Source organism: Streptomyces sp. NPDC092296 (assembly GCF_044755465.1).
Lineage (GTDB): Bacteria > Actinomycetota > Actinomycetes > Streptomycetales > Streptomycetaceae > Peterkaempfera.
On sequence record NZ_JBIVRB010000006.1, the window covers coordinates 185,458 to 203,925 of the forward strand.

The following is an 18,468-nucleotide window of genomic DNA, read 5'->3' on the forward strand; positions in this document are numbered from 1 at the left end:
CCCGACAGCCGCCAGGCCGAGCCGCGCGGCCCTCCGCCATGCCCGCGCCCACTCACGTGACCACCCGCACCGGTATGCCCGCCGCCGCCCCCTCAGCAACGTGCCGCTCCAGATGCCGCGCCACCCGCCCCGGAACCGCCACCCCCAACCGCTCGAACTCCTCCACCAACAGCACCGTGAACTCCGCCCGATGCGCCTCGATCAGCCGATCCACCGCCAACTCCCCGGCCGCCCGCCGCAACTCCCTCTCCGACCCAGCCGCAGGCACCGGCACACACGAACCCCGCCCCGCGATCAACGCCGCCGCCTCCCTGCGCCGGCCCGCCAGAACCTCCCGAAGCGCCTCCACCCGGGCCCGCCTCTCTGCGGCATCCGAATCCCGCCTCCCCGCGCAGTCCCGCAGCTCCCCCTCCAAGTCCCGCTGCGCCCACTTGATCGCGGCAATCCACCGGTGCGACAGCGACACGTCACGCAGCGCCCTGGCCAGCACACGAGGCGCCCGGTGCGACGCGTCACGGACGACCAAGTCCGCGAACTGCACGTCCGTCATGGCATGCAGCGCCGCGATGTCACCTGGCGTCGGCTCGTCGGATTCCGGAGCCCTGAAGGGCTTGCTCGTGAGGTGGTGCCACCCGCATGCGCACTCGTACGGCCGCAGTTGCTTCCCGACGGCCAGACGGCGGCGGCGGGCCGAGGACTCGGCCCCTTCGGCTGTCGCGAACCGGGACTTCGCAGGTGTCGGGCACGGTGTCTGCGAAGCGTGGCCGTCGCCCGTCACCGCTCGCCGCCCGGCCAGTCCCGGTCCAGGCGGGCAGCCAGCCGCCGCGCATCCGCCGCACCAGCGCCCGGCTTGGTCGTCAGCCCGCCAGCCGGCTGGCGCAGCCGCACCCCCGGAAGGACCGCCGCGAGCGCGTCCACGAGATCTTCGACCTGCCGGGGCGTCACCTGCGGGTCGGTGCGGGCGGTCCACGCGGTGACGACCCGCTGGAGGGTCTGGCGGCGCCCTCGGGTGGCCGGGGAGGGGCGGCTCGGGGGCGGAGCGGCAGAATCGGCCCCAGGAAGGCCCGTCGTGGCCTCGGGGTGGACTGGGAGACCTGAGAGGGCGTTGGGGGCGCGAGAGGGGCCGTTCTGGGCCGTCTCGGGGCACGTGCGGTTCTCGGGGGGATCACCCGGACGGCTGATGGCGGGCTGCGGGGGGTTGTTCGGGGTCATAGCGGGCCCTTCTGGCCAAATGTGCAGGTTCTATGTCTTTTGGCAGTCACTGTCAGTTGGCAGTGGAGTGTCAAACACGGCGCTCAAGGCCGCTCGGCGCAGACGGCAGGTCACATGCCGCTGACAGCCGCGCTCTCACGGGCAGCGTGGAACAGGCGCCCGCTCGCAAGGAGTTCAGCGGCGCAGTCCCGGCCGGGGTCCGCAGAGCAGTCAGGGCACCCGGCCGCTTGCGTGACCCAAGCGGCACGCCGCGCCGGATGCGTGCCCTCCCGAAGCGGCTTGCCGGACGGCCTCCGGCAGGCGTTGCGCTCCTTCGCCCGGCATTCCGGCCTGGGGCACGCCACGGCGAGCTCCGGCCAGCGCAGGTAGCGGTCGGCGTAGCGGGGCACCGACTCGGCGAGGGTGCGCCTGGCCATCTCCGGCACGTACGGCGGCGGCTGCTCGGACGGGAGCGGTGGCACGATGCGGATGACGCCCTCGATCGCCTTGAGCACCCTCGGGTGGGGGTCGCCTTCCAGGGCGTGCCGGATGGGCCGAGGCGGGATGCGTCCGTCGCCGGCTGCGGCGAGCTGGGCGCGGCGGCGGGTGAGGAATTCGCTGGTGGTCTCGTCGGGGTGAGGTTCGTGGACGAGGTTGGCGGCGTCGATGCGTTCGGCGCGTATGGCGGTCCGCATGGTGCGGACGTGGTGGGGTTCGATCCAGCGGCGGCCGCCGGGGTCTTTCGGGGGGGTGCCGAAGAATCTGGCGACGGCGTCGAGGGCGTCCCGGTCGAGGGGGAGGTCGTGGAGGGCGGCGGCCCAGGCGCGGGCGTCGACTTCGCCGACGGTGCGGCGGTCGAATGCGGCGATGTGGCCGAGGAGTGTGGCGGCTTCGGAGGGGTTCACGGGGTCTCCTCGGCGGCGAGGCGGGCTGCGAGTGCGGCGGCGTCGGCGACGCGGCGGTCGGCGGTGGACATGGGGGTGCCGTCGGTGCCGGTGGCGGCGAGGTGGCCGTTGGCGCGTCCGCGTTGGGCTTGGAGGCGCAAGGTGTCGTACTTGTCGCGGAGTTTCGGTATCGACATGACGTTGGAGCGCCAGAACTCGTCGGCCTGGCTCCATCGGATGGCTCCGAGGACGTCTTCGAGGGGGATGCCGTCCTTGTCGAGCATCAGCCGGGCAGCGTCGCGCCACCTCTGATTGATGCTGGGGCGGCGGCTGCCGTTGGCCGCGATGAGGTCGGCCAGGAGGTTGCATGCCTGTTCGACGTCGATGCGGACGGGGTTGGGCATCGTCCCGCGCGGCCGTGCCGCTGCGGGGGCGGCGGGCCGTTCCAGGGAGTTGGCTGGGACGTCGTCGTTCGCCGACTCGTTTCCCTTCCCTTCCCTTCCCTGTTCCTTTCCTTTCCTTTCCAGCGGTGAGGGCTCACTGAGATGTGCGTGAGTACTCCCGGAGTCCTCATCACTGCTGGTGGAAAGGGGCGGAGGGGGCAAAATCTCGCAGTCGTCCGGGTCAGGCAGCGTCGATGGGGTCGGCCTGTTGATCCGCTGGTGCTCGTGCCAGTTGGTGACGGCCAGGTACCGCTTCCGATTGAGGGTGTAGCGAGTGATCAGTGAGGACGCAGTGAGCGCCTTGAGGTCCGCCTCGACGTCCCTGGCGCCGCGGTCGTCGAGAGGCCAGAGCGCGGCCTTGATGAGGCGCGGGTCGTCGATACACCGGCCTTCGTCGTCGACGTGGGTCCACAGCCCGATGAACGTCAGCCGCTGCTCGGGGGTGAGGTCGGCGATCGTCAGCGAGGTGAAGAACTCCGGCTTGATCGTGCGGATGCGGGCCATCAGACTCGCGCTCCCTTCCGGGTGTTGCAGGTAGTGCAGAGCACCTGGAAGTTCTCGAAGGTGTCCGGGCCGCCGAGGGACTTGGGGTGGATGTGGTCGAGCTCCAGGCCGCGGTAGATCGGCCGGCCGGTGGGGGCGGGCGGGACGGGGTCGCCGGGGGACCAGCCGCACTGCTTGCACTGCCATCCGTCGCGCTGCAGGACGGCGGCGCGCAGGCCGCGGGGAGCGGCGGGGGCGGGGGCCTTGGCGACGGCTTCGCTGAGCTCGATGGATGCGACCGCGCGCAGGACGAAGGACGCGGAGCGGGTGATGGCATCGTGGGCGGCGGCCACGACCCGGGGCTGTCCGCCGATGCCGGCGTGCCGGAAGTAGCCGTTGATGTACAGCTCTTCTTCGCCGCGGTCGAGGGTGACGAAGCCGTGCCGCTCCAGGGCGTCGAGGGTCCAGTGGATGTCGCCGGGGTCGACGCCGCGCGCCTTGCCAGCCCATCGCTTGGTGGTGATGGGCATGAGTCCGCCATGGCTGAGGTTCGGCTGGGACATCAGCAGGAGGTAGAGCCACTGTTGGCTTCGGTCGAGAGCGGTGAACTGGTCATCGCTCCAGATCGAGGTGAGGATGCGGCCGTGACCACGTGCCATGGGGGTCTTCTTTCGCGGGCTGTGCGGATGGGACTGGGTGCGGGGCGGCTGTGCGGTGGCCGCCCCGCACGTGGGTCAGTGGCCGGTGAGGTCGGCGGGGTGGGGCCCGGGGCGACTGCGGTGGAGGTGGCGGGTCATCGCGTGCGTCGGGTGGCGCCACGCCACGCCGTAGTCCTGGGCGGTGAGCGGCGGCAGCGGGCGGGACGGCCGGACGATGCAGGGCCGCTCGCCCTCCCCGTCGATCACGTACACGCCGCTGGACTCGCGGTAGGTGGGGCAGTCCGGCATCGCCGGGGCGGTGGCCGGCACGGGCGAGCACCCGGCGACGGCGGCGAGCAACAGCACCCTGGCGGCTGCGGCGGCGGCGCGGGTCACGCGGCCTCACCCCAGCCCGCCTGCTTCCACCGCAGGACGGTCCGTTCGTTCACTCCGACACGCCGGGCGGTTTCGACGAGCGTCATGCCGCGGCGCTCGTGCAGGACGCGGGCGCGGTGCTTCTGCTCGGCGACGAGGATCTCCTCTACTCCGCCAGCGGTCGGCCACCAGCGCCTGGAGGCGAGGTGCCGGAGGGTGCCCCGCCAGCCGATGGCGGGGGCGGTCCGGCCGTGCTCGTCCCAGGTGACGTAGCCGAGGGCGTCGGCGATGCTCTGGTCGGGGTCTACGAGGGCGGCGAGGATGACGATGAGGGCGTCTCGCTCGTCGCGGGTGAGGCGGGCGATGGTCTGGTGGATGTCGCGTTGGTCGCCGTTGCCGTGGGTGAGGCAGGCGAGGTGCGCGGCGATGGGCAGGAGCTTCTCGGCGAGGTCGCCTCGCTGGGCGGGGGTCACTGGGCCGCCTCCGCCGGGTGGAGGCCGAGGGTGTCGAGGAGCTGCTGCTCGTCGGCGGGGCTGGTGGCGCGGCCGTGGACGTACCGTGCGGCTGCGGCGAGTTCGTCCGGGGTGTTGCCGGTGAGCGCGCCGACTTCCCGGCCGACTGGGGTGTTCGGGGGGGTGATCACCTGGCCACCACCTCGGGCCACGTTGCGCGCTCCACTGCGACCCGGTGGGCCTTGGGTACCGCAGCGACCGGGCAGCCCAGCCAGTCACGGCCCGCTGCCATGAGCACCACGGCGTCCGCGCGGTTGTCGTCCCCGCCGGTCTCCCAGGAAGTCCAGCGGCGCGCGACTGCGTCCACGACCTGCTTCTTGTCGGCGTGGCCGTACCCGGTGGCGTACAGCATCCGCTGGTTCGGCGTCATGAGGCCCACGGGGATTTCTGCGTTGACGAGGTTCCGGTACACCTCCCACCAGAGCCATGCCCGCTCGTGCGCGCCGCCACCTGAGCGAGAGGGCGCAGGCATCTCGACCACGGCGAGATCAGGTTGGCCGACCGCGAGGATGATGTCGCCGAGAAGGCTGCGCATGACGTCGAATCGGCGCAGATGGGGAAGCTTGGTGAGCGGGTTCTTCTTGCTGGTGTACCCGACGGCCTCGGTCCAGCCTGCGGAGGAGGCGATGCCGGTGCCGGTGATCGACGTGTCGATGCCGATCACGGTCGGGCCGGCGAGGGTGGGGCCCGCCCCGGCCGTAGCCGGGACGGGGTTGAGGAGGGTGGTCATCGTGTGCTCCGGAGGGTGCGGGCGGTGAGGCAGGCAACAGCGACGGCGGCGAGGGATACGGCCCCCGTGCCGGCGAGGAGGGCGGCGGCTTGGGCGGCTGCGGCGAGGTCGGCGGCCCAGGGGATGAGCGTCCATGCCTCGCGGAGCATCAGCTCGTGCTCGGTGGTCACGCGGCCTCACCGCCGAACGGCCCGGTGGGCATGGGGACGGTCGCGGGGCCGTGGCCGGGCCGATCCCAGAGGGGCCGTACGAGGCGGATGGGCGGGCGGGGGATCTCCTGCCGTCGCCTCCCCGTCCGCATCGGCCTGGCGGGCGGCCTTCTCGGCGCGTTCCAGCTGCTGCCGCAGCACGGCGTTCGCGTAGAGCGCCGCCTGCTTCTCGGCGCCGACGTGCTGGAGCAGCCGGTCGGCCTGGCGGAGGCGGTGCTCCAGGTCCGCGATGCGGGCGTCACGCCGGGCGAGGTCCGCGCGGGCCGCCGTCTGGTCGAAGCGCCGCCGCCCGCTGCCCCGCCACATGTCGATGAGACTCACCGGGCCACCTCCTTGCAGGAGTACGCCGGGTGCAGCCACAGGACCGACTCGCAGTCCCAGCCGTAGAGATTCGGCTCGCCGTACGGCGTAGCCCGCTGCCCGTCGTCGGTGAGCCACACCGCGTCCCACCCGGCTGCGGCCATGGCATGCCAGTCCGGGTACTCCTGCCGCTGACCCGGGTAGAACGGATCGGCGGGGAAAGCCGCGACGACAGTACGAAGATCCGCCAGGGTGTCGATCCGCAGCACTCGGGCGTCCGGGGCCGGGACGATCTCCACGAACCGCACGTACGTGTCGGCGTCGAAGCATGCCTCGTCCCGACACCAGTCCGTCCAGGCGGTCCGAACCGGCTCGCCGCCGGGGCTACTCTCTGTCACCGGCGAGGTCCACAGGCCGACTCCGACGGGCTTCACGAAGCTGGGCCCGGCAGTGATCGGCCGGAAGTGCTGCGGCTCCGTCAGTACCGGGTTGTGCTCGGGGCCGTGGGCGTGCACCAGGCGAGGCAAGTCAGCGCCCATCACCGAAGGCAGCATCGTCGTTGCGCTCACCGGGCCACCTCCGGCGCCGGGGCGAGGATGCCCGACCGGTCCACCGCAGCACGGCACAGCAGGTCGTTCTGCCGCTGCGTCTCACTCAGCCGGTCCTGCAACGCCACGCCGCGCTCACGCGACTCCCGCAGGTCCCGGCGCAGCCGCAGCACCTCCGGCGACACCACCCCCGCGACCGGCCGCCGCGCCTCCACCAGGTCCTCGCGCAGCTCCGCGATCAGCGCCACGTCCCGCCGCTGCATCTCCTGGAGCGACACCTGCTGCCTCCGCAGCCGGCCGACCTCCGCCAGGAGCTTCGCGACGAACCGCAGCGAGCGGGCGTGACGCTCGGCCATGGCGACGGCCTCCTGCGACCAGGCGTCCGCCGAGCGCGACACCCGGAGCGCCGCGTCCCGCTCCCCGAGAGCGTCGTCGCGCTCCTCCCGCATCCGGTCGAGCGCCAACTTCAGCGCCGTGACCTTTCTCCTGCTACCGAACACGGGAATCCCCTTCACTGATGGTGTGGTTGGTGGCGACGTCAGCCGGGAGCAGCCCCAGGCCGATCGCCAGGGCGACGGCGTGCGCCGCGCTGTCGGCGCCGAGCCGCTCATACGCGGACCGCGTGTACTCCCGCACCGTGTGGACGGAGACGCCCATCCCGGCGGCGGCCTGGGTCTGCGACTCGCCCCTCGCGTACCGGGCGATGACCTGCGCCTCACGCGGCGCCAGAGCGATCTCGTGGGCCCCCGGACGGCCCGTCATCGGACGCCCTCCGCCCGGATGTCAGCCTTCACTGCGTCGGCGTCCGTTGCCCGGGGCTCGTCCATCGCGTCGACCAGCCGGTCGACGTTCAGCCCGGAGGCGTCCATCTCCGTCGCCAACGCCCGCGCCTGCCTCTGCACCGCTGCATCCGGGTGGTGCAGACCCGTGTGGATGTGGTCCACGACCACGCGGCGCATCGTCTCCAAGGAGGCATCAGCCAGCGACAGGCCCTCGTCGACGAGCTGCTCTGGGTCGTGATCGCGTGGCGTCATGGCCGCGAGGCGTGCGTGGGATTCGTTGTGCACGTTGGTCATCTCCTTGGACGTGTGGTGTGCTGAAGGGGAGGGGCGGCCCGATTCCGGCGGGCCGCCCCCAGCCGCGTCAGAACGGCGGCTCTTCGCTGTACGCGACCGGCTTCTTCAGCGGGCCGCGCGTCCGCACCAGCTCCGTGAACGGCACCAGGCGCTGCCAGGGGTCACCGTCGCGGACGCCCATCAGCGGCTCGTCCTTCGGCGTCCAGTGGCCGGTCGGCTCCCAGATCGCGCCCTCGTCGTCCACGTAGGTCCGCAGCTCGTAGAGCACGCCGTCGACCGTGTAGTGGTGCGGGCCGTATCCGGTCCGCTCGCTCCGGTCGAAGATCGCGTCGTCGATGTTCACCCCGGCCCGGTCCAGCTCGGTGGCGATGCCCTTGGCGAACTTGCGGGTCTCACGCGATGCACTGGTCAGAGCCTCGAAGACATGCCCGACGATCACCGAGTGCAGGGCGTCACGCTCGGCCCGAAGCTCCTTGACCTGCTCCTGTGCTGCGACCGCCTGCTCCGGCAGGTGCGCCAGCGCCGCGTGAGCCAGCGCCATCGAGGCGAGCACCGCCGCCGACTCCGGGTTCACGAAGGGCGCGTCCGGCAGGTCGCTACGCCGGCGCGACGCCTGCGACAGGCACCGCTCGGCCTCGGCGAAGTGGTTGACGTGCAGTCGATCCCGGCTCACGCCGCCTCCCCCTCGACCATGTAGTCGATGAACGCGGCGACCTGCTGCTCCTCAGCGGCACCGAGATGGTCGCCACCCGACCACGCCTCGAACTCGGCCTCGGCCTGCTCCTCACCCCACCCGCGAACCCGCCGGGCCTCCGACAGCCGATCCCAGATGTCCGCCGGCTCCGCGCCCGGCGCGACCTGAACCGCCGGGGCGTCCTGCGGCATCGGCGCAGGCGCAGCCTTCCGGCCCAGGATCTCCGCCGCCGTCACCGGCGCACCCGCCTGAACGGCCGTCACCCTCGACTCCGAGTCCCGCAGCTCCTCCGTCGTGTACGGCACACCGTGCAGTGCGTCCGACGCGATCAGACGGCAGATCTCACCCGTGGCGCGGGCGACCAGCATGTTCGCCGGCTGCGTCTTGTAGTTCGGGTTCTTAGCCGGGAACCCGGCCAGCTGCGCTCGCCCGATCGTCCACACGACGGTCTGCCAGCTCTCCGCGCCCTTGCGCCGCCCGCGCATCCGGCACACCGTGTCGGTCGACTCCACCAGTTCGACCTCGTGGCCCTTCGACTGCACGAGTCCGCGCATGGCGTGCGCCCGCAGCCCAGGGGTGCCGTGGATGACGTCCATAGACTTCAGGGCGGCCATGGGGGGCAGGCCGAGCTCGTTGCCGGCGAGGAGGCAGGCGGTGATGTCGCCGACCTTGCCGCGCATCGTGGACGGGATGAACGACGTCGGGGCGAGGCGGTTAGCGAGCTGGAACGCGAGGTCAGCCTCGTTCGCCCACTGGGCGATCGACGACTGCACGGCGAACGGCGACGGCGCGGGCGCGGTGGCCGGGAGGTGCTGCTCGGGTACGGCAAGTTCAGTCATGGTGCGGTCCTTCATCTGAGGGGTGGCGGGGGCGGTCACCGGTACTCCCGTTCGTGCTCGGTCTCCAGCCACGACGGCGGGGTGACCATCTCCACGTCGTCGCTGTAGCCGGGCCACACGCCGGTCTCGGTGCAGCGCTGGTACGTCTCCAAGGCGCGCCGGTTGCGGTCCTCGGCCATCAGCAGCCACATGGAGGAGAGTTCGATGACGTTGATCAGATACGGCGGGGTCTTCTCCTGGACGACGAAGACGAACGCGACGTCCTCGGCCAGGCCAAGGGCGCGGACGCCCTTGGAGTACCAGTCGGCCTGCTGGTCGTAGCGGTAGTCGAGGACCGACCGCTCGAACGCCTTCCTGCTGGCGCTGCGGGCCGATTTGAAGTCCGGCAGGATCAGCCGGCCGCCGGTCGGCTCGCCGAGCCAGTCCAGGCGGGCCCGGCAGTTCACCCCGGTGCGCTCGTCCCGCCAGAACAGGGACTGCTCCGGCTTGCCGGAGCCCTCGGCGAACAGGGCTGCTGCGAGCGGGTGCCGCCGGATGGCTGCGGCCATCGCGTGGACCTGCTCGTACTCGGCGGGTTTCAGGGGGACTGCACCGGCTGCGCGGGCGGCGGCGACCTCGGCCTTCACGGCGTTGCTCCGCCACTCGTCGGCGTCGATGCGGACCAACTCCGGGCCGTCTCCGAGGACCAGCCGGTGCGCGGCGGTCCCGAGGTCGAACTCTTTTCTCGGCGCCTGCGGGTGGTCCAGGTCCCACTTGAGCAGCGCGGGGCACGACGGCGGCAGGAGCCTGCGGGCGCCGGTCGAGGACAGTGACCCGCCCGGCACGGGGTCGGCGTGGTAGATCTCGGCCGGCATGCCGTCGTACACGCCGGGGCTGGTGGCCTTCCCGGTTTCGCTCAGGGTGGCGGGCAGTGGGGGCGCCGTGGTGGTCATGCGGCTCCTCCGGTCCACCAGTTGCCGTGGATGTCGGAGTGCCGCCCGCCGCCGTGGCCAGGGCTGAGGACGCACGACCATTCGGCGTTGCGGTGTCCGCACTCGCCGGAGGGCCGGGAGGCGTCGATCAGCGCGGCGGCGAGGAGGCCGTTCGGGGCGCACTGGCTGCCGAGGCGGGCCCGGTCGGCGGGGTTGAGCCGGACGGCGACGGGCCGCCCGTCGTCCGCCGTGCACGCGACGATCGCGTCACCGTCAGGGCCGTCCTCCGCCATGTCGGGCTCGAAGAACGATCCCTCCGGGCGGCACTCCACGACCTCGACCGCCCCAGCGGTGCACTGGGCGTCGTACCGCGCGATGCCCCAGACGATCGCGTGGCAGGCGAACAGGAACTCCCACGAGTAGTCGTCGAAGGACAGCTCCCACTCGTCGGGGAGGCGCAGCCGGTAGTCGCGGTGGCTGAACGAGGCGACGGCGTGCCGGGCGGTCTCCGCGTACTCGGTGCTGTGCTCGTCGCTGTGGAGGATCTGCTCGCCAACTGCCTCGACGAGTCCCGGGTGGCGGGATTCGGCGGAAGCCACCTCGACCACCAGCCAGGTGCGAAACTTCTCCTCCGACCAGTCCCAGACCTTTCCGGCGGTGACCTTCTCCTGCCAGTAGCCCGGGTTGATGCCGCCATGGCTCGACCCCCGGAAGAGGCCGAACATGTCGTCAGTCGGGTAGACGGAGAAGCCGAAGCTGAAGCCATCGCCACGGATGAACAGGTTGTGCGGCCAGGTGATCAGGTCGAAGCGGAAGAAGCCGCCGTCGGGGTCCGCGAACACCAGGTGCCGGTACAGGCCGTCGTCGTGGAGGACCGTCATCTCGTGGTCGGCCGTCTCGCGGGCGAACCGCTCCGCGCTCCGCTGCTCCGCAGTCATATCGGCGCTCATCGGACACCGTCCCGGACCCACTGGGCGATCTGCTCGCCCGTCGGCTCGACCCAGTACGTCACGCCGTGCGGGCAGACGAACGGGTCGGTGGTGTACGGCCCAGCGACGATCGGCGGCTGCTCGGAGACGGTGATCTCGGCTCCCATCGCGGCCGCCCGGCCCCGCAGCTTGGCCGGGCAGCCGGCGTGCGAGATCGGATACGCCTCGGCGCCCATCACGACGCCCTCCGGCCCGACAGGTCCGCGACCGGCGCCGCATCCCGACGAACCCGCGCCACCGCCTCAGACAGCTGCCGCAGCAGCGCCTCCGCGTCACACAGTCGCAGTTCCACCGTGGCGTCGCCGAGCTGAAGGTCGACCTCCGCATCCAGGCACGCGCTGCTGAACTGATCGGCGTGCCCGTCAGCCTCAGCCAGCAGCCCCAACTGCTCGGCCACCACCGCCGGGTCCTCCACCCACGACCGGGCCAGACCCCGCAGCGTCTCCTCGCGGACGTGCTGGTCACTGAGGACCACGTGCATCCACTCCGCGTCCGTGCGGAACACCGGCCCGCTGTAGTGGCCCGTCACGCCGCCACCGCCTTCGGGGTCGCGGGCCCGAGGCGCCACACACGGAAGGCCGCACCCATCGCACACCCGCGCGCCTCCGTGAACAGGCGACCGTCCGCGTGGGGAGTCACGGTCAGCTCTCCGCCCAGGAAGCGCTGCAACGTCGTGACGTCATCGACAGTCGCCGCCATCACATCGACATCGATCTCGCCCGGCAGGCCGAACGGTTGATGCAGCGTCACCGAGGCGGGCAGCACCGGCGCCTCGCTCACGATGTACTCGGCCAGCGCCAGCGCGGCGGCCAGCTGCCGACGGGACTCGTCGGGGCCCGGATTCAAAGGAACCGGGGTCCTGCCATTACTGTTGGGGGACACGTCTCCACCTCTCATCTTTGGGGTTGGGGTGGGCCGAGGGCCGTCACCTGGGGTCGCATCCGGTGGCGGCCCTGCCCGCATAGGGCTAGGCGGCCTGGCACTCGATCTCGCTGGTGAGGTAGCCGACGTCACGGGCTCGCCATTCGAGCGCCCAGAAGTAGTCGGCGACCTCGTCAAAGTCGGCGCCGACGAAGAACTCGCTGTGGCCGGGCACCACAGGCCAGCGCTCAGCGCAGAAGGCGATCAGGCGCTTCTCGTCCGGCCGGGCCGACCCGTGGCGGAGCCCGATCTCGAATCGCTCGATGGTGGCGCCGTTCCGCCGCCCGTAGCACTGGTGCGCCCTGAAGCGCTGGGGCATGTTCTGGGTCTGGCCGACCTTGACCACGCCGTCCGCGAAGCCGATGACGTACAGGAAGCGGGCGGATGAGACAGCGTTGGCGGCGGGTTCCATCACGCTGCCGCCTTCTGGCTGGCGGCCGACGTGGTGCGCAGGCGCGCGGCGCGCTGCCGGCGAGCGGTGATCCTGGCTTCGATCTCCTCTACCGTCAGAGGATGGCCCGGGTACCAGGCTCCCTCTGCGGCAGTTCGGGGGTCCATGGCGGCTTGCGCGGTAACGGCTCGGATGAGCGCTCGCGCGGCGTTCGCGATGGCCTGGTCGCGGGTGGTCATGCTGCCGCCCTGACGACGGGCTGGATCTCGAAGAGTTCGTAGAACGTGGCGGGGTAGGTGCCGAGCAGGTTGGCGATGGTGCTGGCACTCACGGACTCGGTGGCACCGGTGGAAATGCGCCACGCGGTGCCGAAGCCGATGCCTGCTGCGCGCGCCCGGTCTTCGATCGTCTGGTGTCCGGCGGCGTCGGCGAGCTTCAGGTAGGCGTCGCGCTTGATGTGGATGACCACGAGCTTTCCTCCTTCCATGGATGGATGGGGTGCGTTCATGGATGAATCTAGCAGCAACCATCCATGGATGGAAGCTAGAGGGGATGCCTCAATTTGATGAAAATCCAGCACTAGACATGCGTTCGATTGCCGCTTGACCTGGGCATGTTCAATAGGTGAGCTGACCAGGCAATATCCATGAGTGGATTGTCGACATAGCATCCATCTGCGGGCGGTACTCTCGCCGCATGCGGAGACACACCACCCCTACGACCAGCGGAAACGTACCGCCGACCTGGGAACACTGGGTCCGCGACGCCATCCGCAGCGCCGGCTACGACATCGACTCGCCACGAGGCGACAAAGTCCGCCTGTCCGAGGAGTCCGGCATCCCCCTTGCCACTATCTCGCGGATGCTGGCCGGATCGGTCCCCAAGACCGAGACGCTGGCCATCCTCGCGCGGCACCTGAAGGGGAAGATTGGCCCGGTTGCTCCCACCCTGAGAGACATGCTCATCCAGTCCGGCAAAGTTGCGGAGGACGACCTTCCGCTAACGGCGGGTGCGAACGAGCCACATCCGGTACCGTCACGGCAACCGCTTACCCCGGAGGAGGTAGCGGTCGTCGCTGGAGTCGACCCCGAGGACCGAGGCTGGTTCACGGCGATGGTCCGTCGGCACCGGAGGCACAACCGAGCCGACAAGGGCGGCGGGGGCGCCGTCGCGTCAGGGGAGTGACCGTATGCGGATCGCACGCGCAGTCTCGATAGCATCGACAGCGGTAGCTCTGGCCGGGATAGGACTCGTTGGGCACGGCCTGATCGCAAACGCCCACGCCACGTACCGGGCCGGCATCGCCGCCCTGGTACTGGGCGTGGGCGGCGTACTTCTGGGGTGCCTCCAGATGCAGGAGGCCAGGCTGACGGAGATTGTGATCGCAGCCGCGAGCGCGAGCGAGGCAGAACGACAGCATTACGCAGACCTGGGGATGCGAGCCGCATGGGTCGAGGCGCGGTCCTCGGCGCCGGACGTGCCGCTGGCTCCGGTCGTGGATCTGCGGAGGCGTGCCGCTAGCCTCCAGCGGAAGACAACGGGCTGACATCAGAGGAGGGGGCGCAGTGGTACCGCTGCTGTCTGCGGTGGCGGGGTCGGAGTTGATCCCTGTCATCGGCTACATCCGAGTATCGAGCTGGTTCGAGGAGAAAATCTCCGACGAGCTCCAGAGGGCGGCCATAGCCGAGTCCACTAGACGTAAGGGCCGCCACGTCGTCTCATGGGTCACCGATCTTGATGCCACTGGCAGAAATTTCCGCCGGAAGATCATGGGGGCGATCCAGGCCATCGAGACCGGCGAGTGCGAAGGCGCGAAGGAGATCTGGGTCTGGAAGTTCTCCCGATTCGGCCGCACCAGGCATGGCGTCGCCATCAACCTCGCCCGGATCGAACGCGCCGGCGGCCAGCTGTTCTCCGCCACCGAGGACGTTGACGCCTCGACAGCGACCGGCGAGTTCACCAGGGACATGCTTTTCGCGGTGGCAGCGTTCGAGAGTAACCGCGCCTCGGAGCAATGGCGGGAGACCCACCAGTACCGCCTGGACCACGGTCTGCCCGCAACCGGAGGGCAGCGCTGGGGCTACCTCTGGACGCCCCGCGTCGCCGACGACGGACAGATCCAAATCGAAGGCTACGACCCCAACCCCGAGATCGAGCGACTGCAGGCCGAGCAATTCGAACGCTACGCCGACGGCGGTTGCGGGTTCGCTACTCTCGCCGTCAAGCTGAACGACGGGGGACACCTCAATGCCCACGGCCGGCCCTGGTCCCAGAACGGCCTGAAGCGCACACTCGATGGCGGGTTCGGCGCCGGGTACCTCCACGTCCACAAGCGGGACATCCACTGCCCAGACCGCGCCCACTGCACGAAGTGGCGCGACCACTACGAGCACATCCCCGCCGCGCATACCCCTGTCATCGGCGACGACCTGTGGGAGGCATACCAGGCACGCCGGGCCCAGCGCCGCACCACACCACCACGGGCCCGCATGGCAACCTACCCGCTCACCGGCGTCGCCAAGTGCGGCGGCTGCGGGTACGCCGCGGTGCATATCGGCAGGAGCGGCCACCGCGGCTATGCGCTCTTCTGTGGTCGCAGGCAGCGAGGCTTGTTGGACTGCCCGGCGCCCGCCTGGGTGCAACGCGCGACCGTGGAGCAGGGAGTGCGCCGCCACATCGAGTGCTGGGCCAGCGGCATCGACGCGGTTGCTGAGGGCGTCGTGGTCGAGTCCGCGCAGCCTGCGACAGTGGATACTTCGAGGCGGCGTGCCGAACTGGTGAGGGAGATTGCACGGCGGGCGGTTGCCCTGGACCGCAATCAGGAGATGTACACGCTTGGCGATGTGGAACGGGACGAGTGGCAGCGGGCCCGGGACCGGCACCGGGCGGCGAAGGCCGAGGCCGAGGCCGAGCTGGAGCAGCTTGACGAGGTGGGCCAGGAGCGGCGTGATGCGGCGTCGTACCGGGATGTGATCGAGGGGCTGGCGCGCATGTGGGACACCCTTCTGGTCGGGACGAAGCAGGATCTGCTCGGGGCGCTGGTACACGGGGTGTACCTGTTCCCGAAGACGTCGGACCCGGTGCGGGTGTGGGCGCGGTGGGAGCCGAAGCCGGAGTGGTTGCCGAAGCGGGCTCTGGTGGCAGCGGAGGCGTGACCTGGGGTGGGCTGGTGACTGCCTGCCAGTTTATTTGGAGACGGTGACGGGGCTGACCGTGATGAACACCATCTACGCCACGATCATCCAGGTGAAGGTCCCGGCCCGCTTCCACGGGCGGGTGTTCGCCGTCAACACCGTCTTCGCCTGGTGCACCATGCCGATCGGCTTCGTCCTGCTGGGCCCCGGCGCCGCAGCCCTGCTCCAGTCGGCGGTCAGCCCCGGCGGCGCGCTGGCGGGCACGGTCGGCGCAGTCGTCGGCACCGGTCCGGGCCGTGGCCTGGCCCTGACCTACGTACTGTTCGCGCTGCTGCTCACCGCCGGAGTCCTGCTCGCCCGCCGCCACCCCGCCCTCGCCCGCTTCGACACCGAGGTGCCCGACGCCCGCCCCGACGACGAGGTGGGCCTCAACGCCCTGCGCACCCGCGACCCGGCGGCGTCGGCCACGGCGCCATCGGCCACGGCTGCGTCGGGCTGGGCGGACACCGGGAGGTAGCCGAGCACCTGAGGGGCCCCGACGGCCGTCGGGGCCCCTCAGTCGGCCGGGCGCAGATGGGTGCGCTGCCCGTCGGGGTCGAAGACGCCCAGGATCTCCGCCGGGCCGCCGTGCGCCCCGAACGCGTGCGGGATCATGGTGGAGAACTCCGCCGCCTGGCCGGTCTCCAGCAGGATGCGCCGGTCTCCGAGCAGCAGCACCAGGGTGCCGGACAGCACGGTCAACCAGTCCCGGCCGGGATGGGCCTTCAACGCCGCGCTACCGGTCGGGGCCGGCCTGGTGACCCGCATCCTGGCCACACTGGAGCCGGACTCGCGATTCATCGTCCAGATGGTGAGCCCCCGCGCCGCGTCGTGCCGGGGTCTGATCACCACGTCGTCGTCGGGGGACTCCACCAGCTGGTCCAGGGTGGTGCCCAGGGCGCGGGCGATCGAGACCAGCTGGTCCAGGCTGATCCGCCGATGGCCCGTCTCGATGCGGCTCAGGGTGGACGGGCTCAGATAGCAGCGGGAGGCCAGCTCGTCGAGCGACAGGCCCATGGCCGCCCGCAGCCCCCTGATCCGCTTGCGCACCAGGCCGTCGAGCTCCCCGAAATCTTGCGTCATGGGCAAGATGCTATGCGACTGGCGCAAAGCGCCCATAGGGTCGGGGCATGCCACACCCACCGCACCCGCACCCGCACCCGCACCACGCACCCACCGCCGGACCGGACGAAGCGGGCCTGGCCGCACTGCTCGACCTCGACGCGGAAGTCCTGCACACCCACCTCTCCGAGCTGACCGCCTGGCTGCTGGAGCTGGCCGGTGAGCCGCCCGTACGCCGGGCCCTCGACCTGGGCAGCGGCACCGGCACCGGCACCTTCACCCTGCTCCGGCACCTGCCGGACGCCGAGGTGACCGCCGTGGACAGCTCCCCGTACCTCCTGCACCACCTGCGGGACAGCGCCCACCGACTCGGCCTGGCGGACCGGGTGCGCACCGTCGAGGCCGACCTCGACGCGGCGCAGTGGCCGGCCCTCGGCGCCGTGGACCTGGTGTGGGCATCGGCCTCCCTGCACCACCTGGCCGACCCCGTCCACGCCCTGCGCGAGATGTACGCCGCGCTCCGCCCCGGCGGACTCCTGGCCGTGATCGAACTGGACGGCCTCCCGCGCTTCCTCCCCGACGACCTCGGCCTCGGAGCCCCCGGACTGGAAGCCCGCTGCCGCACCGCGCTGGCCCACCGGCACGCCGAAGCCGTCCCGCACCTGGGCGCCGACTGGGGCCCGCGCCTGTCCCGCGCCGGATTCGCCGTCGAAGCCGAGCGGCCGTTCACCCTCGAACTGCGAGCCCCGCTCCCCGAAGCCGCCGGCCGCTACGCCCAGGCGGTGCTGCGCCGCACGCGGGCCGCGTTGGAGGGCCGACTCGGCACCGGCGACCTGTCCGTGCTCGACCGCCTCATCGACAGCGACGGGCCGGACAGCGTCCTGCACCGCGACGATCTCGTCGTACGCACCGAACGGACCGTATGGGCGGCCCGGCGCCCACCGGTGACCGCCGGCTGAACCAGCCCGGGGCACCCGGGGTCGGTCGCGGGCGCCCGGCAGCTGGTCCCCGATCGCCCGCGCCACCTCCGTGCCAGGCGTGAGCTGCGGATGGCGGCCGGCCCCGCTGATCACGGTCACGCTCGCCCGCACGCCGAGCGTGTCCGGCAGCGCCCGGCCCTCGCCGGTCAGCGGGTCCTCGGCCCCCACGATCCGCTGCACCCGGCCCGGATAGCGCCCCGGACCGGCCCGAAGCTCGCCGCGCCACCGCTCACCGCCGGCTCCGGCCGGCAGCCGCGCCGCATGGGCGGCGACCCGGCCCCGCAGGTCGAGCGGCTACGAGTCGAGGACGGCGGCGACGGCTTCGATCTCCACCAGCTGGTCGTTGTAGCCGAGCACGGTGACCCCCAGCAGCGTGCTGGGGACATCGTGGTCGCCGAAGGCGTCGCGGACCACCTTCCAGGCGGTCACCAGGTCGGCCCGCCGGCTGGACGCGACGAGGACCCGGGTGCTGATGACGTCCTCCAGCGACGCACCGGCGGCGGTGAGGGCGATCCGCATGTTCTCGACGGCTTTTGCCGCCTGGCCCGCGTAGTCCCCGATCGCCGCCGTGGAGCCGTCCTCGTTCAGCGGACACGCACCGGCGAGGAAGACGAGCCGGGCCTCGGCGGGCGCGGTGGCCGCATAGGCGTACTCGGCGGCGGTGGACAGGGAGGCGGAGCGAATCAGGGTGACGGCACGGCTCACGGTTGTCTCGGTCCCTTCTGGTCGGTCAGGAAGCGCGGCCATCCTGTCAGCGGCCCCGGGGCCGCCGCCTCCGCTTTTCGACGGCCGACCGTGTGCGCGCCGTCTGTTGCCCGCTGCCACCGCCGATGACGGCCGCCTACCGCGCGCTGGGCGGACGGGAGGTGGTGGCGGCGGTAGGTGCCCGGCGTGGTTCCGTACTCGCGCTTGAACGCCGGCTCCGAGGTGTAGCCGGTGCGCTGGGCGAGGGTGTGCAGGGGTGTGCCGTCGAGGCGCGGCAGGGTGCCGGCGGTGGTCATCCGCCACCAGGTCAGATAGTCCAGCGGGGGCCGGCCGACCAGGGCGGTGAATCGGCGGGCGAGGCGCAGCCACTTCACGGTCGAGGAGGGACTGATCACCGCGCTCGACATCCGCGAG

32 protein-coding genes are annotated in these 18,468 nt (G+C 71.4%); 4 read left to right on the forward strand and 28 right to left on the reverse strand.

The annotated features are described in order from the left end of the window. Positions 1–52: 52 nt before the first annotated feature. The 25 genes from ACIQGZ_RS17440 to ACIQGZ_RS17560 form a co-directional block, all read right to left on the reverse strand. Entirely contained in the window at positions 53–550 is a 498-nt protein-coding gene (locus tag ACIQGZ_RS17440; protein ID WP_402602704.1) for a hypothetical protein, read from the reverse strand. A 224-nt stretch (positions 551–774) separates the two neighbouring features. Then, complete coding sequence (locus ACIQGZ_RS17445; protein ID WP_402602705.1) at positions 775–945, reverse strand: hypothetical protein; 171 nt, start codon at positions 943–945, stop codon at positions 775–777. A 377-nt stretch (positions 946–1,322) separates the two neighbouring features. After that, a complete protein-coding gene (locus tag ACIQGZ_RS17450) occupies positions 1,323–2,096 on the reverse strand; it encodes a hypothetical protein (protein WP_402602706.1) in 774 nt (257 codons plus the stop codon). Beyond that, a complete protein-coding gene (locus tag ACIQGZ_RS17455; protein ID WP_402602707.1) occupies positions 2,093–3,022 on the reverse strand; it encodes a hypothetical protein in 930 nt (309 codons plus the stop codon). The genes ACIQGZ_RS17450 and ACIQGZ_RS17455 overlap by 4 nt, the downstream gene beginning before the upstream one ends. Continuing rightward, a complete protein-coding gene (locus tag ACIQGZ_RS17460) occupies positions 3,022–3,660 on the reverse strand; it encodes an HNH endonuclease (protein ID WP_402602708.1) in 639 nt (212 codons plus the stop codon). Before ACIQGZ_RS17460 ends, ACIQGZ_RS17455 begins: the two co-directional genes overlap by 1 nt. Positions 3,661–3,735: 75 nt before the next feature. Next, a complete protein-coding gene (locus ACIQGZ_RS17465) occupies positions 3,736–4,035 on the reverse strand; it encodes a hypothetical protein (RefSeq protein ID WP_402602710.1) in 300 nt (99 codons plus the stop codon). Beyond that, positions 4,032–4,487, reverse strand: a complete 456-nt coding sequence (locus ACIQGZ_RS17470) for a hypothetical protein (RefSeq protein ID WP_402602711.1) — start codon at positions 4,485–4,487, stop codon at positions 4,032–4,034. Before ACIQGZ_RS17470 ends, ACIQGZ_RS17465 begins: the two co-directional genes overlap by 4 nt. Further along, complete coding sequence (locus tag ACIQGZ_RS17475) at positions 4,484–4,657, reverse strand: hypothetical protein (RefSeq protein ID WP_402602713.1); 174 nt, start codon at positions 4,655–4,657, stop codon at positions 4,484–4,486. The genes ACIQGZ_RS17470 and ACIQGZ_RS17475 overlap by 4 nt, the downstream gene beginning before the upstream one ends. Next, on the reverse strand, positions 4,654–5,256 hold the full coding sequence (locus ACIQGZ_RS17480; protein WP_402602715.1) for a hypothetical protein: 603 nt from the start codon (positions 5,254–5,256) through the stop codon (positions 4,654–4,656). The genes ACIQGZ_RS17475 and ACIQGZ_RS17480 overlap by 4 nt, the downstream gene beginning before the upstream one ends. Further along, positions 5,253–5,426, reverse strand: a complete 174-nt coding sequence (locus ACIQGZ_RS17485; protein WP_402602717.1) for a hypothetical protein — start codon at positions 5,424–5,426, stop codon at positions 5,253–5,255. Before ACIQGZ_RS17485 ends, ACIQGZ_RS17480 begins: the two co-directional genes overlap by 4 nt. Before the next feature lie 6 nt (positions 5,427–5,432). Continuing rightward, entirely contained in the window at positions 5,433–5,786 is a 354-nt protein-coding gene (locus tag ACIQGZ_RS17490) for a hypothetical protein (RefSeq protein WP_402602718.1), read from the reverse strand. After that, on the reverse strand, positions 5,783–6,163 hold the full coding sequence (locus tag ACIQGZ_RS17495) for a hypothetical protein (RefSeq protein ID WP_402602720.1): 381 nt from the start codon (positions 6,161–6,163) through the stop codon (positions 5,783–5,785). The genes ACIQGZ_RS17490 and ACIQGZ_RS17495 overlap by 4 nt, the downstream gene beginning before the upstream one ends. A gap of 167 nt (positions 6,164–6,330) precedes the next feature. Continuing rightward, on the reverse strand, positions 6,331–6,813 hold the full coding sequence (locus ACIQGZ_RS17500) for a hypothetical protein (protein WP_402602721.1): 483 nt from the start codon (positions 6,811–6,813) through the stop codon (positions 6,331–6,333). Further along, complete coding sequence (locus ACIQGZ_RS17505) at positions 6,803–7,075, reverse strand: response regulator transcription factor (RefSeq protein ID WP_402602722.1); 273 nt, start codon at positions 7,073–7,075, stop codon at positions 6,803–6,805. Before ACIQGZ_RS17505 ends, ACIQGZ_RS17500 begins: the two co-directional genes overlap by 11 nt. Continuing rightward, positions 7,072–7,389, reverse strand: a complete 318-nt coding sequence (locus ACIQGZ_RS17510; RefSeq protein ID WP_402602723.1) for a hypothetical protein — start codon at positions 7,387–7,389, stop codon at positions 7,072–7,074. Before ACIQGZ_RS17510 ends, ACIQGZ_RS17505 begins: the two co-directional genes overlap by 4 nt. A 67-nt stretch (positions 7,390–7,456) precedes the next feature. Continuing rightward, entirely contained in the window at positions 7,457–8,062 is a 606-nt protein-coding gene (locus ACIQGZ_RS17515) for a phiSA1p31-related protein (RefSeq protein ID WP_402602724.1), read from the reverse strand. Further along, a complete protein-coding gene (locus ACIQGZ_RS17520; protein WP_402602725.1) occupies positions 8,059–8,961 on the reverse strand; it encodes a hypothetical protein in 903 nt (300 codons plus the stop codon). The genes ACIQGZ_RS17515 and ACIQGZ_RS17520 overlap by 4 nt, the downstream gene beginning before the upstream one ends. Continuing rightward, positions 8,958–9,854 carry a PD-(D/E)XK nuclease-like domain-containing protein gene (locus tag ACIQGZ_RS17525; RefSeq protein WP_402602726.1) on the reverse strand — a complete coding sequence of 299 codons (897 nt, stop codon included), beginning with the start codon at positions 9,852–9,854 and terminating at the stop codon, positions 8,958–8,960. The genes ACIQGZ_RS17520 and ACIQGZ_RS17525 overlap by 4 nt, the downstream gene beginning before the upstream one ends. Continuing rightward, entirely contained in the window at positions 9,851–10,771 is a 921-nt protein-coding gene (locus ACIQGZ_RS17530; protein WP_402602727.1) for a hypothetical protein, read from the reverse strand. The genes ACIQGZ_RS17525 and ACIQGZ_RS17530 overlap by 4 nt, the downstream gene beginning before the upstream one ends. An 8-nt stretch (positions 10,772–10,779) precedes the next feature. Then, positions 10,780–10,998: a hypothetical protein gene (locus ACIQGZ_RS17535; RefSeq protein ID WP_402602728.1), complete on the reverse strand. Its 219-nt coding sequence runs from the start codon at positions 10,996–10,998 to the stop codon at positions 10,780–10,782. Continuing rightward, a complete protein-coding gene (locus ACIQGZ_RS17540) occupies positions 10,998–11,351 on the reverse strand; it encodes a hypothetical protein (RefSeq protein WP_402602729.1) in 354 nt (117 codons plus the stop codon). The genes ACIQGZ_RS17535 and ACIQGZ_RS17540 overlap by 1 nt, the downstream gene beginning before the upstream one ends. After that, a complete protein-coding gene (locus ACIQGZ_RS17545) occupies positions 11,348–11,704 on the reverse strand; it encodes a hypothetical protein (RefSeq protein WP_402602730.1) in 357 nt (118 codons plus the stop codon). Before ACIQGZ_RS17545 ends, ACIQGZ_RS17540 begins: the two co-directional genes overlap by 4 nt. An 85-nt stretch (positions 11,705–11,789) precedes the next feature. Continuing rightward, positions 11,790–12,158, reverse strand: coding sequence for a hypothetical protein (locus tag ACIQGZ_RS17550; RefSeq protein WP_402602731.1), 369 nt, complete (start codon positions 12,156–12,158; stop codon positions 11,790–11,792). Beyond that, positions 12,155–12,373 carry a hypothetical protein gene (locus ACIQGZ_RS17555; RefSeq protein ID WP_402602733.1) on the reverse strand — a complete coding sequence of 73 codons (219 nt, stop codon included), beginning with the start codon at positions 12,371–12,373 and terminating at the stop codon, positions 12,155–12,157. Before ACIQGZ_RS17555 ends, ACIQGZ_RS17550 begins: the two co-directional genes overlap by 4 nt. Next, the gene (locus tag ACIQGZ_RS17560; RefSeq protein ID WP_402602734.1) at positions 12,370–12,603 is read right to left on the reverse strand and encodes a hypothetical protein; all 234 of its coding nucleotides are present in this window, start codon (positions 12,601–12,603) and stop codon (positions 12,370–12,372) included. Before ACIQGZ_RS17560 ends, ACIQGZ_RS17555 begins: the two co-directional genes overlap by 4 nt. A 227-nt stretch (positions 12,604–12,830) precedes the next feature. On the opposite strand from ACIQGZ_RS17560, the gene ACIQGZ_RS17565 reads away from it, so the two are divergent. The 3 genes from ACIQGZ_RS17565 to ACIQGZ_RS17575 all read left to right on the forward strand — a co-directional run bounded on the left by ACIQGZ_RS17565 (position 12,831) and on the right by ACIQGZ_RS17575 (position 15,785). Continuing rightward, positions 12,831–13,319, forward strand: a complete 489-nt coding sequence (locus ACIQGZ_RS17565; RefSeq protein ID WP_402602735.1) for a transcriptional regulator — start codon at positions 12,831–12,833, stop codon at positions 13,317–13,319. 380 nt (positions 13,320–13,699) lie between these two features. Then, the gene (locus ACIQGZ_RS17570) at positions 13,700–15,289 is read left to right on the forward strand and encodes a recombinase family protein (protein WP_402602736.1); all 1,590 of its coding nucleotides are present in this window, start codon (positions 13,700–13,702) and stop codon (positions 15,287–15,289) included. Between the two features lie 43 nt (positions 15,290–15,332). Beyond that, a complete protein-coding gene (locus ACIQGZ_RS17575; RefSeq protein ID WP_402602737.1) occupies positions 15,333–15,785 on the forward strand; it encodes a hypothetical protein in 453 nt (150 codons plus the stop codon). Positions 15,786–15,823: 38 nt separating this feature from the next. Here ACIQGZ_RS17575 and ACIQGZ_RS17580 read toward each other — a convergent pair whose 3' ends face one another. Continuing rightward, complete coding sequence (locus ACIQGZ_RS17580) at positions 15,824–16,390, reverse strand: helix-turn-helix domain-containing protein (protein ID WP_402602738.1); 567 nt, start codon at positions 16,388–16,390, stop codon at positions 15,824–15,826. 47 nt (positions 16,391–16,437) lie between these two features. Here ACIQGZ_RS17580 and ACIQGZ_RS17585 point away from each other — a divergent pair, with 47 nt between their 5' ends. Continuing rightward, on the forward strand, positions 16,438–17,328 hold the full coding sequence (locus ACIQGZ_RS17585) for a class I SAM-dependent methyltransferase (protein WP_402602740.1): 891 nt from the start codon (positions 16,438–16,440) through the stop codon (positions 17,326–17,328). A 315-nt stretch (positions 17,329–17,643) separates the two neighbouring features. Here ACIQGZ_RS17585 and ACIQGZ_RS17590 read toward each other — a convergent pair whose 3' ends face one another. Both ACIQGZ_RS17590 and ACIQGZ_RS17595 read right to left on the reverse strand, forming a co-directional pair. Then, positions 17,644–18,054: a RidA family protein gene (locus tag ACIQGZ_RS17590; RefSeq protein WP_402602741.1), complete on the reverse strand. Its 411-nt coding sequence runs from the start codon at positions 18,052–18,054 to the stop codon at positions 17,644–17,646. Continuing rightward, entirely contained in the window at positions 18,051–18,449 is a 399-nt protein-coding gene (locus ACIQGZ_RS17595) for a helix-turn-helix domain-containing protein (protein ID WP_402602743.1), read from the reverse strand. The genes ACIQGZ_RS17590 and ACIQGZ_RS17595 overlap by 4 nt, the downstream gene beginning before the upstream one ends. Positions 18,450–18,468 lie beyond the last annotated feature (19 nt).

Bases quoted from the DNA above. Each gene is read 5' to 3' on its own strand.
- ACIQGZ_RS17505 (WP_402602722.1), bottom strand. From the start codon at position 7,075: ATGACGGGCCGTCCGGGGGCCCACGAGATCGCTCTGGCGCCGCGTGAG.
- ACIQGZ_RS17440 (WP_402602704.1), bottom strand. From the start codon at position 550: ATGACGGACGTGCAGTTCGCGGACTTGGTCGTCCGTGACGCGTCGCAC.
- ACIQGZ_RS17565 (WP_402602735.1), top strand. From the start codon at position 12,831: ATGCGGAGACACACCACCCCTACGACCAGCGGAAACGTACCGCCGACC.
- ACIQGZ_RS17555 (WP_402602733.1), bottom strand. From the start codon at position 12,373: ATGACCACCCGCGACCAGGCCATCGCGAACGCCGCGCGAGCGCTCATC.
- ACIQGZ_RS17530 (WP_402602727.1), bottom strand. From the start codon at position 10,771: ATGACTGCGGAGCAGCGGAGCGCGGAGCGGTTCGCCCGCGAGACGGCC.
- ACIQGZ_RS17535 (WP_402602728.1), bottom strand. From the start codon at position 10,998: ATGGGCGCCGAGGCGTATCCGATCTCGCACGCCGGCTGCCCGGCCAAG.
- ACIQGZ_RS17525 (WP_402602726.1), bottom strand. From the start codon at position 9,854: ATGACCACCACGGCGCCCCCACTGCCCGCCACCCTGAGCGAAACCGGG.
- ACIQGZ_RS17480 (WP_402602715.1), bottom strand. From the start codon at position 5,256: ATGACCACCCTCCTCAACCCCGTCCCGGCTACGGCCGGGGCGGGCCCC.
- ACIQGZ_RS17585 (WP_402602740.1), top strand. From the start codon at position 16,438: ATGCCACACCCACCGCACCCGCACCCGCACCCGCACCACGCACCCACC.
- ACIQGZ_RS17455 (WP_402602707.1), bottom strand. From the start codon at position 3,022: ATGGCCCGCATCCGCACGATCAAGCCGGAGTTCTTCACCTCGCTGACG.
- ACIQGZ_RS17510 (WP_402602723.1), bottom strand. From the start codon at position 7,389: ATGACCAACGTGCACAACGAATCCCACGCACGCCTCGCGGCCATGACG.
- ACIQGZ_RS17580 (WP_402602738.1), bottom strand. From the start codon at position 16,390: ATGACGCAAGATTTCGGGGAGCTCGACGGCCTGGTGCGCAAGCGGATC.
- ACIQGZ_RS17460 (WP_402602708.1), bottom strand. From the start codon at position 3,660: ATGGCACGTGGTCACGGCCGCATCCTCACCTCGATCTGGAGCGATGAC.